10 protein-coding genes are annotated in these 12092 nt (G+C 50.0%); 5 read left to right on the top strand and 5 right to left on the bottom strand.

Features of this window, described 5'->3' with window-relative positions:
- Nucleotides 1-762: 762 nt before the first annotated feature.
- The 4 genes from B153_RS0124760 to B153_RS0124740 form a co-directional block, all read right to left on the bottom strand.
- Nucleotides 763-1803 (bottom strand): TIM barrel protein, encoded by a 1041-nt coding sequence (locus B153_RS0124760; RefSeq protein WP_020599438.1) that lies wholly within the window; start codon nt 1801-1803, stop codon nt 763-765.
- Nucleotides 1804-2195: 392 nt separating this feature from the next.
- The gene (locus tag B153_RS0124750) at nt 2196-2450 is read right to left on the bottom strand and encodes a hypothetical protein (protein ID WP_020599436.1); all 255 of its coding nucleotides are present in this window, start codon (nt 2448-2450) and stop codon (nt 2196-2198) included.
- Between the two features lie 182 nt (nt 2451-2632).
- Nucleotides 2633-3397: a LytR/AlgR family response regulator transcription factor gene (locus B153_RS0124745; protein ID WP_020599435.1), complete on the bottom strand. Its 765-nt coding sequence runs from the start codon at nt 3395-3397 to the stop codon at nt 2633-2635.
- Nucleotides 3394-4515, bottom strand: coding sequence for a sensor histidine kinase (locus B153_RS0124740; protein WP_020599434.1), 1122 nt, complete (start codon nt 4513-4515; stop codon nt 3394-3396). Before B153_RS0124740 ends, B153_RS0124745 begins: the two co-directional genes overlap by 4 nt.
- A gap of 373 nt (nt 4516-4888) precedes the next feature.
- On the opposite strand from B153_RS0124740, the gene B153_RS38360 reads away from it, so the two are divergent.
- Both B153_RS38360 and B153_RS0124735 read left to right on the top strand, forming a co-directional pair.
- Nucleotides 4889-5086 (top strand): hypothetical protein, encoded by a 198-nt coding sequence (locus B153_RS38360; protein ID WP_211221712.1) that lies wholly within the window; start codon nt 4889-4891, stop codon nt 5084-5086.
- Entirely contained in the window at nt 5067-5291 is a 225-nt protein-coding gene (locus B153_RS0124735; RefSeq protein ID WP_020599433.1) for a hypothetical protein, read from the top strand. The genes B153_RS38360 and B153_RS0124735 overlap by 20 nt, the downstream gene beginning before the upstream one ends.
- A 77-nt stretch (nt 5292-5368) precedes the next feature.
- Here the strand turns inward: B153_RS0124735 and B153_RS0124730 are convergent, their stop codons facing one another.
- Nucleotides 5369-7423: a glycoside hydrolase family 127 protein gene (locus tag B153_RS0124730; protein WP_051097346.1), complete on the bottom strand. Its 2055-nt coding sequence runs from the start codon at nt 7421-7423 to the stop codon at nt 5369-5371.
- 218 nt (nt 7424-7641) lie between these two features.
- Between B153_RS0124730 and B153_RS0124725 the strand changes: the two genes are divergently transcribed.
- The 3 genes from B153_RS0124725 to B153_RS0124715 are packed head-to-tail and all read left to right on the top strand — an operon-like array spanning nt 7642 to nt 11614.
- Nucleotides 7642-8424: a 2Fe-2S iron-sulfur cluster-binding protein gene (locus B153_RS0124725; protein ID WP_020599431.1), complete on the top strand. Its 783-nt coding sequence runs from the start codon at nt 7642-7644 to the stop codon at nt 8422-8424.
- A gap of 31 nt (nt 8425-8455) precedes the next feature.
- Nucleotides 8456-9463 carry an FAD binding domain-containing protein gene (locus tag B153_RS0124720; RefSeq protein WP_020599430.1) on the top strand — a complete coding sequence of 336 codons (1008 nt, stop codon included), beginning with the start codon at nt 8456-8458 and terminating at the stop codon, nt 9461-9463.
- Nucleotides 9464-9487: 24 nt separating this feature from the next.
- A complete protein-coding gene (locus tag B153_RS0124715) occupies nt 9488-11614 on the top strand; it encodes a xanthine dehydrogenase family protein molybdopterin-binding subunit (RefSeq protein ID WP_020599429.1) in 2127 nt (708 codons plus the stop codon).
- Nucleotides 11615-12092: the final 478 nt, after the last annotated feature.

The raw sequence follows: 12092 nt of genomic DNA, 5'->3' as shown, positions 1-12092 counted from the left end.
CTGCTGGCGATGTACCAGAAAAGCGTGATCGAAAATACGACAGCCAGAATCCAGGGATCAAAACGAAATTTTCGTTTTGGCATTAAGCGTTTCATAAGACGTTGACGATTAAGAGCTTCGTGCAAACATATCAAATGAAACTAATACTTCAAATATCGACCACTAAAAGTTACCGAAAAATCAAATAAACAACCAATACATACGGATACGTTATGGTCTCAAAATAACTTTAGCAGAAACTTAATGAAAAAATAGAACAGGGCGAGCGAAATCAGTAGGACGAGCGTCCAGGGGCCAGGTACAGGGAGCCAATTTTTACGCTTCATGGTATGGAGAAACTATTCGTTATCAACTTACTAGCTGCTAAACTAAACAAAAATCAAGATAATCCATACAAACTTTGTCAACATTATACGTGCTGTTCAGCAATCAGAATGCGTACAGCCCGAATAAGAATTATCAAAAATAACAGGATAATTATGGGCAAATAAAGCCCAAATCGAACCCAGAATAGCACAAACAACAAAAATGCTTTCATAAAGTACAAGTTAACGGCTACAGGCCAAGGCCAGTATACGTTAGACGTGCCTTTATAAAAAAGTAACAAAATGTGTCATATGAACCAAGAACTGTTACATAAGATTTAGAAAAACCTCTTTGTGCCGATCATGATCTAACCGGGCCAGCCCATAATCAAACGGCCTCAATGAAATCGATTGTTCATTGAGGCCGCTGGAGATTTGGTTTGAAAATGCGTTTCAACTAGCTCAACGCATTCCGGCAGTAATCAACGCATTTTTTCACCTCTTTCACTGAGTTTGAACCTTCTGGAATTTTATATTCCAGTTCAACAGCCGCCGGGAAGGCATACTTCTGTTCACGCATCAACTGCAATACCTGGCGCAATGGGGTGTCGCCCTGACCCCAGGCCAGATTTCCTTTACCATGGTCGGCCGTTTGTCGGTCTTTGATGTGCATACTGGCAATCCGATCATGCTTTTGCTTCAGGAAAACCAAAGGATCAGGGTTACCAGCCGCTACGTAATGGCCCAGATCGAAGTTAATGGCGTTGGTGGGCGACTGGGCCAGTGCGGTATCCCAGAACGTGGGGGTTTGCTGCTCATGCCCGTGGTAGGCCACCTTTATACCATTCTTTTCGGCCATTTTCCCCAGTCGCAACGTATGCGCATCGTTGGAGGGGTGCTCAAGTGTGACCTGATTAGCGCCCAGTAACTTGGCCGCTTTCATGCCATAGTCGATCTCCGCATCCGAATTTTGTACCCCAAAGGCGTCGGGCTTGAAGCCATAAATTTTTACCCCGGCCTGGTTATACATTTTTCGCAACTGTTCAAATTTGTTCATGGGGGCCGAAAGCCGCCACTTAGCCAGTTCGGCCTGATACGCCTTCCGTTGCGCATCGAACTCCGCAAGCTTTTTCTGCTCGTCTTCGGTAAGCTCCTGTTTCTCGGCCCGCTTCCTCATCAATGGAAAAACAGCCCGCATATCGACCGTGCTCTTGGGGGCACCGGCAAACGATTCGGCAGGCCCACCCATCAACTCTATGGCGCTTATGCCAGAATCCAGCACATATTGAAGTGTGGCTTCGGCACTTTGATCGGGCATATCCCGAAACGAATACGTGATGGTCCCGATCTGGACACCATCGAACAGAGAATTGGGTTTATCGCCAAGGCTACGGATGAGGGCAGGAGCCCCAAACAGACGAGTACTACCAACAGTAGCTCCTGCAACAAGCATAGCTGCGGCTCCTAAAAACTGACGACGGGTTGTCTGATTTTTCATGCTTAACAATCGGTTAACGGACTTGGATGAAAGAGAAAACAGGGGCTTTATTTACTGTACCAGTCGCTCGACGGCCGAATTGAACCGAAATGTCCCCCCGACCGTATCGGGCAAGCTTTCCGACAGGCGACGGTTTCGATCTGATCGGCACACGGGTACATCTGTACAAACCGTATGCTGCTTACAGGCTTACCCAGCACTTGGCACCATTTCCTGGAAATATACCCCTAAAGCAATACTTTTTCAACTGATTGTACAAGCCATATAGACTAGCTGCTCCTGAACACCGATCAATGTGCCCTTTCAATCGACAAACAAAAATACCCGGACGTATATGAGCTGAGTCAACACGTCTGGGCATTAGTCAGTGGTTAGTTGGGTAATCAGGAATGTCAGTTCGTTAGGGATTCGATTTCCTGACCGGGCAGGCATCTCTGACAATAGGTGGGTTCAACACCCATTTGTTCGCTAAGGAGCCGGGCCGCTTCAACAGCCTGTTCGAATTGGGCATAGCTGCCTCGCCAGCGGCCAGTTCCGTTATGCGAGCGTCCCGTTTGCATGCCTTTCCCTTTGTTACAAAAGCCGCAATCGGCCCGATGAAGTGTGATTTTAGGATTACGGTAATACGTATAGAAATAGTAAGTCATAACCTGGATAGAACGTTGAATAGACGCCCTCGTCATCAGGGATACCCCAGCGAATCAGAGAACGAGACAAAATTCATACGTAGCTGGCCGGGCTCTAAAAAAAAGGTGACTAATGACGGGTTTCCAGGGACAGACGAGGGATTTTATGGGTTAAATCGATCTGGAAACGATCGTCAGGCGGCTCACTTTCCCATCCATTCCTTAAAACTGGTGACCCGATCAATACTCACAAATACTTCCTGGCGAGGCTGTGGAGCCAGTTCTACCTTAAGTTTACTACCTGAGTACGCATATACCGACTTGATGGCCGACGCACTGACCAGGTAGGATCGGTTGACGCGGAAAAACTGATCGGGATCAACCAGTTGCCCCAGTTTATCCAGGCTGTAATCGATCGATACCGGCACTCCCGAATGCGGCACAACATAGGTAGCTTTATCTTCAAAAAAGAAATAGGCGATCTCCTCAATACGAATACTTCGTAATCTGGGACCAACGCTCACCATAAACCGATCGCGATAGGTAGGAGGCTCCAGTCGTTTGATCAACTGATTGAGTACGGCTGTATGCATCGTCGCTGAAACCTGACGAACCATTTTAAACTTATCGATGGCAGCCGCTAGCTCTTCACTCTCAATGGGTTTTAACAGGTAGTCGATGCTGTTTGCCTTGAACGCTTGTAACGCGTACTCGTCAAAAGCCGTGGTAAAGATGATTGGGATCGTCAGATTTAATTCGTTGATAAGGTTGAAACCCAGATCATCTTCCAGGTGAATATCCAGAAAAATCAAATCAGGTTCAGGAGATAGTGGATCGTTGAACCACTGGACGGCTTTCGACACCGACGGCAGTTGAGCCAGTACCCGAATCTGAGGATCATAGTCAAGTAAAAGTATTTCCAGTCGTTGAGCCGTAAGAGGCTCATCTTCAACAATTAATACATTCATTCGAGCAATGGAATTTTAACCGTAAACACATTAGCCTGATCCTCAATCAGCACTGGTCGATTGGTCAGAAGCAGGTAGCGTTTGGTAATATTTTTCAGCCCCAGTCCCGTCGATGCTTCCGTTTTGGGCCGCAGTCGAATCGCATTCGTCACCCATAAATAATCCTGCTGAATGAACAGTGTAACAAGCAACGGTACTTCGGCCGACATCTGATTGTGCTTCACCGCATTCTCAATCAACAACTGAAGTGTAAGGGGAGCAATTCGAAACGAAGACACTTTTTCCTGAGGAATATCGGTTTCGACGCGAAACTTATCCCCAAACCGGATATGCAGCAGAAACGTGTAGGCTTTCAGGAACTCAAGCTCATCCGAAAGCTTTACGCATTGGGCCTCATATTGATCCAGCACATAGCGGTACGATTTGGCCAGTTGTCCCACAAACTGGATAGAAAGCTTTGGATTTACGGCAATAAGTGACGACAGTATGCTAAAACTATTGAACAGAAAATGGGGATTAACCTGATTTTTCAGGGCTACGAACTGCGCCTGAGCCGCTTCCTGTTTAAGCTGTTCGGCTTTCACCCGGATGTCTTCAAGCTGCTGATAGCCTCTTCGATTGGCCGCCAGATAAAAAGCCGCCAGCATAGCCATGATGGTTAGTCCGTTATAAAACTTATGTTCCTGAAAAGGGTCTCGAGGTCGGTTTGTTTTCTGAACATTGGCCATCGAATGCGTAGTCGTTGAAAGCCGAATCGGCTCAAACTGGGCCATTGCCTGCCATAAGCGAAAGAAGCCCATATTAAATAAAACGGCCAATCCACCCGCTACGAACAGTGTAACCAATTGCGCAGGCAGGTCGAACTCGATCAGAAAGCCCTTGTTAAAGAGTTTAAATATTCGTTGCTGGAACCAGTCGGTAACGGTGAGCCACAAACCAAAAAATAGAATCGTAACCGTAATTTCCATGATCCAGAATGGCCATATCCGCTCCAGAAGAGCCAGCGAAAAATGGCTGACCGCCACATAAAGCCGAATAGGCCAGTAGATAGCAAAAACGGTCGTGGCCAGTTGCCATCGTTGACGGTTGGTAAGGTAGTTGCCAGCAGCGTTGGCCATACGTGCGTACTCATTTATAGGTATTCATAACGTAGCTACGACATCATAGCCGATCCATTCCGTCTGAATAACCCTTCGAACGGATTCCCGAGTTCTGATTTTTCTTCGGAAAGGCGCATAAGTTTATACGGTTTTCGGATGGCCGAAAAAAAAAGATGACTAATGACGGGTTGCGCAGGTTGAAAGCGTGATTTCAGTCGCTAAATCCGATCATGACCGAAACGGCACAACTACCTTTCTCCGCTGATGGCTTTGTGGAGCTATAGCCCGATTTGTGTACCTGCGGCCAACAAAAACGCCCAATCCTGACTGGACTGGGCGTTTCTACATTACCTAACATTACTTACTCAATGGAGTAATCGCTAAATAAACGATGCCTGCGTTTCATTCGTTCATCCACTCGGCTTCGTCTGCACCGGGGCATCCACTAAATCCTTTCGACACAACTGGCTGGGTCAACCTACAACGTTTGGCATTGGTTTTGTTCCGCAAAGGAAGAGCACACATGTTCATCTTAACAACGGTATCGGATTCAATCCGTGACTCAGCTTATGATCTGCAAAGCCCATAAATTTCAGCATTATCAAACCGATTCGTACTACTTCTCGTCGGGTCGGCATAGCCAGACGTTTGTTGAAACCGTCAAGCTGTTTTGCGAACGATGTGGCGATCTGAAAGAAACCACCCGAACCGCTTTCTGTGGCTATACAGACTATCATAAGCTACCTGATTGGGCCAAGTCAATTACCACCCGCGCCTGGCATCTGGATGCCTAGTGTTTCGACCAACCAAACGCGAACTTCTGAGATCGATTCGGCTGACGGAGACCTGTCTGAAGCACAGGAATTGCAGGCTATTGTTTTGGCAACCAGACCTTATACGGATAAACACCCCGATTGCCGAATGTATAGAATGGAATTGCCGTAAAGGTCACGGCTTTCGACGACTTATCCGTTGCCTTTCCTGTAATTACATTAACCCCATTCAGCAGGCCAGGCTTATACGTCAGTTGAAGCGATGTATCGACAGGCAACGCATACGTGGTCAATTCGGGGTTATCGACCCCTTCAAACCCATAAACAATTGGTCCTGCTGCCAGCGCAACCTTCCCTTTAATGGTCTGAATCGAATCGTTTGGGGTAATAACCCTGGGTTGAATAGGCAGACTTAGTTCGATCCGGTCACCTTTTTTCCAGGTTCTGTGAAGAGACGCGTACCCATTCTGGATGTGAACAGCAATCGCCTTACCGTTCACTTTAAGCGAAACGGGTTCGCTCACTTGTGAGCGATACAAACCAAACGGATTTTCCAGGCTATGTGCCCAGCCCGGAATCCGTACTTTAACCGTGAACGCTTTACTCGCTGAAGGGTCAACTTCAATAATCGACTCCCCTTTCCAGGGATACTGGGTCATTTGTCGGATGTGCACTTTGCTGTCTTTCCGGTCAATTGTCGCTTCGCTGCCGATAAACAGATTTACATAAACCGCATCTTTGTCGTAGGCATAAATAAAACCCGGCATGGCCGATACCATTTTCAGGAGCATCGGCGGGCAACAGGGACAGCTATGCCATGCCCAGCGTTTATGATCGGTAGCTACCAGCGGATTTTCGTAGAAATAATGGCTTCCATCGAGCGACACGCTGGACAGCAGGTTGTTGTACAACACCCGTTCGAGTTCGTCGATGTATTTTCCATCGGCCTCCAGTTCATTCATCCGCTGGCTGAAAAATGCCGCTCCAATGGCCGCACAGGATTCCAGATAGGCTGACTCGGGCAGGAAATGGTTGGCCCCAAACCGCTCACCATCGGCAATAGCCCCTTCGCCACCCGTAATAAACATCCGTTTGCCGATCATATTGTCCCAATAATTATTGGCCGTTTCGACATAGCGCTCGTCTTTGTTTTCTAAAGCCGTTGCCGCTACCCCTGTAGCCAGTAAAGTAGCCCGAACGGCATGGCCCTCGATGGTCTTCTGCTTAAAAACCGACATGTGGTCCTGGTTATACGATTCATCGCTCTTGCGGGCATGGCTCCCGTCTTTCTCCCCATAATTACCCCGATTTTCGATCCAGAACCGAGCCATGGTATAATAGTGGTTTTCATTGACCGGCACGCTCATTTTTGCCTTCAGCGCGGGTTCATCCCGAAACAGCCAGTAGAGCTTCAGAATAGCCTCTTCGGGTCCGCCATGGCCCGGAATTACATTTGCCTTCGGAGCCGGGCCAATTTGCTGGTAGATGTAATTACTGAATGTAGTGGCTACATCCAGCAGCTTTGTTTTGCCGGTTGCTTTATAGTAGTGAACAGCCGCTTCGATGAGCATACCCGCATTGTAGATATCGTGCTGCCACTTATCGTCGCCCCCGTTAGTGCCCCACCGCTGATTGGGTTTTACCAGCGTTGTATAGGTGTTAATGTAGCCATCGGGATCAGCCGCCTGGGCAGCCGCTATACGATCAATATACCCATCGATTTTCTGCTCCAGTTTGGGGTCAGGGTATTCGACCAGCAAATCGGCCGCTCCCCGAATCGTTTCGTAAACCAGGCCATCGTACCAGGGCGGCCCATCATGCTCGCCTGTATTTTTCTTTCCCTGAGCTACCCAATCGAAATTCAAAAACGCATTTCGGGTCCGGCCTAGCTTCGCCTTTTCGTCGATCAGGTCTTTTCGGTCAGGTTCATACTTCCCTTCGAGCTTGTCAAAAACATCGTACACCGTTTTCGAATCCCAGACTTTCAATTTGGGGCTCCAGAACTGGTCATTGACTCGGACCTGCTCCAGGCTTAGGGGCTGAATACGATGAAGGGTAGGGCTTGCCGATTGAGCAAACATCAGATTCGACGACAGCATCAGTACTGAAGCTGCAACATCCCGAATCAACCTAGTTGTAAGGATACGTTTCATAGGTCAGGAGCTTAGGCTATAAGCCATTACGTTGCTATCTGTAAAATGGCATGATGCCCGATTTCTAATGCCCCAGGTGCTGATAAATATCCTCCTCGCCGATCCGATAAATAAGTAGAACAATACACCCTAACGATGGGTTTAAGTCGTTACTCATCTGAGCCTTCGTGCAAATCCAGCAAAAGGGCTCATACCGACTCTCAAACGATCCCATTCTGATGGACGAACACGAATCACCCGAACTGACGGAGGACGAAAAGCGACTGTTTGCCAATCTGATGCCCGAAGACCTGAGCGAAATTCTGGATACCGGCGTCAATCGTCGTCATTTCCTTAAACTGATGACACTGGCTGGCGGAGGTATACTGGCCGCTCAGTCGGCAGTGGCCGAGCAGCTTTTAACGCGTCCATTAACTCCGGCTCCAGCCATCGAACCCGCTTCAGTAAGCCTCGACAATGCCGTTAACGTGTCGTTCAAGGTCAACGGTACAGTCCGGAAATTAACCGTCGATTCGCGCATGACCTTACTGGATGCCTTACGCGAACGGCTGGACCTGACGGGTTCAAAGAAAGGCTGCGACCACGGTCAATGCGGAGCCTGTACGGTGATGGTAAATGGCCATCGGGTGTTGTCGTGCCTGACGCTGACGGCTTCCTGCGAAGGCAAAGCGGTACAGACCATTGAAGGACTGGCTAAAAACGATACGCTACACCCCATGCAGGATGCCTTTCTCAAACACGATGGATTTCAGTGTGGCTTCTGTACGCCCGGTCAGATCTGTTCGGCCGTAGCGATGCTGGATGAAGCGAAAAAAGGGCAGGCCAGCTACGTTACCCAAAACGTGCGCCAAACAACAGGCCCGGCAAGGCTGTCAAACGAAGAAATTCGGGAGCGGATGTCGGGGAATATCTGCCGGTGCGGAGCCTATCCGAATATAGTGGCTGCTATTCAGGAGGTGTATAGTGGTAAGCCGGTCGAACAGGTTTTCCGTTCGGTTTAAGCCTTTACCTCACTCTCAACAACTTTACGCCATGCGACCTTTCACCTATACCCGGGCCAACGATGCCACATCAGCCATTAAGCTGCTGACCGAGAACCCAAACGCCAGATTCCTCGCCGGTGGCACCAACCTGCTAGACCTGATGAAGGAAGATGTGGAACGGCCCAACACCCTGATCGACATTTCGGACCTCGGCCTGGCCGAGGTTAAGTCCATTGCCAATGGGGTCAACAAGGGAGGGGTTTCGATGGGTGGACTCGGCAAAAACACCGATGCCGCCAACCATCCACTCATTCGCCAGCATTACCCGCTGCTGACCCAGGCCATTCTGGCAGGCGCATCGGGGCAACTACGAAACATGGCGACCAACGGGGGCAACCTGCTTCAGCGGACCCGTTGCCCGTACTTCTACGAGGTATCTATGCCCTGCAACAAGCGCGCCCCCGGAACAGGCTGTGGGGCTCGGGAAGGCATTAACCGGATGCACGCCATCTTCGGCTGGTCGGATCAATGCGTGGCTGTTTATCCGTCCGATATGGCTGTTGCGCTGGCGGCTCTGGATGCAGTGGTCCATGTTCGAAATGCGGCTGGTCAGGAACGGCAGATTCCCATCGCGGATTTTCACCGACTTCCCGGCAACCAGCCTGAAAAAGATACGAACCTGGTGCATGGCGAATTGATCACTGCCATCGAACTCCCTCCGAACCGACTGGCCGATAAATCGTACTACCTCAAAGTTCGTGATCGGGCATCCTATGCGTTTGCTCTGGTATCGGTTGCAGCCGCTTTGGAAACCGAAGGAGCTATGATCAAACAGGCCCGTATTGCAATGGGGGGCGTAGCGCATAAGCCCTGGCGAGCCCTGAAAGCCGAACAACTCCTTGTGGGCAAAGAGGCTACCGAAGCCAATTTCAATCAGGCAGCCGAGGCCGTCATGGCCGACGCAAAACCACTGGCTCACAATGCATTTAAAGTTGAGCTTGGCAAGCGAAGCATTGTTCTGGCGCTGCAAACAGCCATGAACGGCGGCAAACTGTAATGCGGTGACGCAAACAACAATCTCATGAAAGACACGAATAAAGCCGTTGGCTCCCCTATCAACCGCATCGACGGCATCGCTAAAGTAACGGGCAAAGCGCCGTATTCAATGGATCACACAGTGACCAATCCGGCCTATGCCCTTCTGGTCAAAAGTACCATTGCTGCCGGTACGATTCAGGATATTGACAGTGCTGCGGCCGAAAAAGCGCCCGGTGTGCTGGCGATTATTACCCATAAAAATGCACCGAAACTGAATGTCAAAGGGGGGTTGCGTGGGGGAGCGTTGCTGCAAAGTCCGGAGATTGAGTTTTTTGGGCAAAACATCGGCATCGTAGTAGCCGAAACATTCGAACAGGCGCGTTACGCATCCCGACTGATCAACGTTACCTATGAGAAGAAGGAGCCTAAAGTCGACTTCGATCTGGTTGCCGATCAGGCTCGTATGCCCAAAGATAAAGACAAGGCCGACGCTAAACGGGGCGATGTACAGGCTGCGCTCAGGCAGGCTACCCACAAAGTGGAAGAGGTATACGAAACGCCCATCGAGCACCATCACCCTATGGAGCCCCATGCCGCTATTGCCGAATGGAACGGGGATAAGGTTACCTTATACAGCAGTGCCCAGATCGTCAATGGTGCCCAGAGTGCCGCAGCCGCTACCCTGAATCTGAAACCCGAACAGGTACGCATCGTGTCACCTTACATTGGTGGTGGGTTTGGGTCAAAAGGCGGTCAATGGGCCAATCTGGCTCTGGCAGCCGTTGCGGCCAGACAGGTCAATCGTCCTGTGAAGCTGGCACTCACCCGTCAGCAAATGGTCAACTCCGTGGGACTTCGGCAGCACAATCGCCAGAAAGTGAGCCTGGCCGCTACCGCCGATGGTAAACTGACGGCGCTGGCCCATGAGATCACCACCCACTGCGCTATCAACGATGAATTTGTGGAGCCTTGTGGCGACTGTTCGAAAATCATGTACGACAGCCCGAACTCGCTCATCACGTACCGGGTAGTGCCTATGAATCTGATTGTGCCGACCTACACCCGTGGCCCAGGCAAATCGACGGGGAGTTTTGCCCTCGAATCGGCGATGGACGAACTGGCATATACATTAAAAATGGACCCGATCGAGTTTCGGATCAAAAACGAACCCGCACGCGACCCATCGAACGGAAAACCCTGGTCGTCGCGGACAACGGTGCAATGCCTGCGTGAAGGAGCGAAAGCCTTTGGTTGGGAAAAACGGAAACCCGAACCTCGTCAGAATGCGCAGGGCAATTACTGGATTGGTTATGGGGTTTCGGCGGGAACCTATCCGGCGCATCAACGACCAACTTCCGCTTTGGTAAAGCTAAACCGTACAGGCAATGAGGTAAAGGCTACCATTGAACTGGCCGCTGCAGACCTGGGCACAGGCACGTATACCATTCTGACCCAAACGGCTGCCGATGCCCTGGGTTTAGCGGTTCAGAACGTGCACGTAAAAATTGGCGACTCCGATCTGCCTCCTGCTGCAGGTGCGGTGGGTTCAGTGGGTGCTGCCAGCTACGCCAATGCGGTGAATGATGCCTGTGAGAAGATCACACAGGAGTTGCTGACCAAATCGGGCAAACAGTTTTTTGTTCGCCCCACAGCCGCTCAGTTGATGTTGTCAGAAAAGTTGACCGACTACCAGACACGAGTGGATAGCAAGCCCCCCGAACAGGCGGAGGAATACTCAGCTCATAGCTTCAACGCCAATTTTGCTGAAGTGGCCGTCAACAAATCGACAGGCATGGTCCGAGTAAATCGATTTCTGGCCGTAACAGGTGCGGGAAAAATTCTGAATCCCAAAACGGCCCGTTCACAGATCATCGGTGGCAACGTCTGGGGTATTGGTATGGCCCTTACCGAAGAATCGGTTGTCGATCCACGCTGGGGCAATTTCGTAACCCGTTCCTTAGGAGATTACCATGTTCCGGCCAACCTCGACATTGGTCATCTGGATGCTATTTTCATCAATGAGCACGATGAACATGTCAATACGCTGGGGATAAAAGGCATTGGCGAAGTGGGCATTGTAGGTGTAGCAGCCGCTATAGCCAATGCCGTCTTTAACGCTACCGGAAAACGGGTCCGTGAATTACCCATCACGCCCGACAAGGTACTGTAAAGGTTCGTATTAACGAGATCGAAATGGACGGACGCGCCATCACATACCTGGCTTTTTGGCAACGCCTACCAGCGTAACATCGACCAGTTCGAGCGACTTCACCATGTCCTTTACGGTATCCTTATATTTCTTAAAATGGGGGGTTGTAATATGGGCTTTGTAGGCGACTGTATCAGCGTATATTTTCTGTCATTCTATGTTTGTAGCAGTCCTTTTGAGTGCCTCCGTCGGTAGACTATCTTTTGTCAAGGGTCACCAAGACCGCTCGGAATGCGAGTCGCCGACGGAGGTTTTCAACCGCCAGCTTGAACAGTTCGTGGGGCATAAAGCCCGAATAAAGAATCGATAAGCATCAGCGGTAAACGCCTTAATCAACTACGCCTATGAACACCATCTATGTCGGTATTGACATCGCCAAGACCAGTTTCACCCTGGCTATACCCCAACCCAATGGGCGATTCCTGGATTATACCCTGGC

Source organism: Spirosoma panaciterrae DSM 21099, assembly GCF_000374025.1.
Taxonomy (GTDB): domain Bacteria; phylum Bacteroidota; class Bacteroidia; order Cytophagales; family Spirosomataceae; genus Spirosoma; species Spirosoma panaciterrae.
This window is presented reverse-complemented; position numbering and strand designations above follow the sequence as displayed.

Coding starts and splice junctions, on each gene's coding strand:
- B153_RS0124760 (WP_020599438.1), bottom strand. CDS start 1,803: ATGAAAAATCAGACAACCCGTCGTCAGTTTTTAGGAGCCGCAGCTATG.
- B153_RS0124750 (WP_020599436.1), bottom strand. CDS start 2,450: ATGACTTACTATTTCTATACGTATTACCGTAATCCTAAAATCACACTT.
- B153_RS0124745 (WP_020599435.1), bottom strand. CDS start 3,397: ATGAATGTATTAATTGTTGAAGATGAGCCTCTTACGGCTCAACGACTG.
- B153_RS0124740 (WP_020599434.1), bottom strand. CDS start 4,515: ATGGCCAACGCTGCTGGCAACTACCTTACCAACCGTCAACGATGGCAA.
- B153_RS38360 (WP_211221712.1), top strand. CDS start 4,889: ATGCCTGCGTTTCATTCGTTCATCCACTCGGCTTCGTCTGCACCGGGG.
- B153_RS0124735 (WP_020599433.1), top strand. CDS start 5,067: ATGATCTGCAAAGCCCATAAATTTCAGCATTATCAAACCGATTCGTAC.
- B153_RS0124730 (WP_051097346.1), bottom strand. CDS start 7,423: ATGAAACGTATCCTTACAACTAGGTTGATTCGGGATGTTGCAGCTTCA.
- B153_RS0124725 (WP_020599431.1), top strand. CDS start 7,642: ATGGACGAACACGAATCACCCGAACTGACGGAGGACGAAAAGCGACTG.
- B153_RS0124720 (WP_020599430.1), top strand. CDS start 8,456: ATGCGACCTTTCACCTATACCCGGGCCAACGATGCCACATCAGCCATT.
- B153_RS0124715 (WP_020599429.1), top strand. CDS start 9,488: ATGAAAGACACGAATAAAGCCGTTGGCTCCCCTATCAACCGCATCGAC.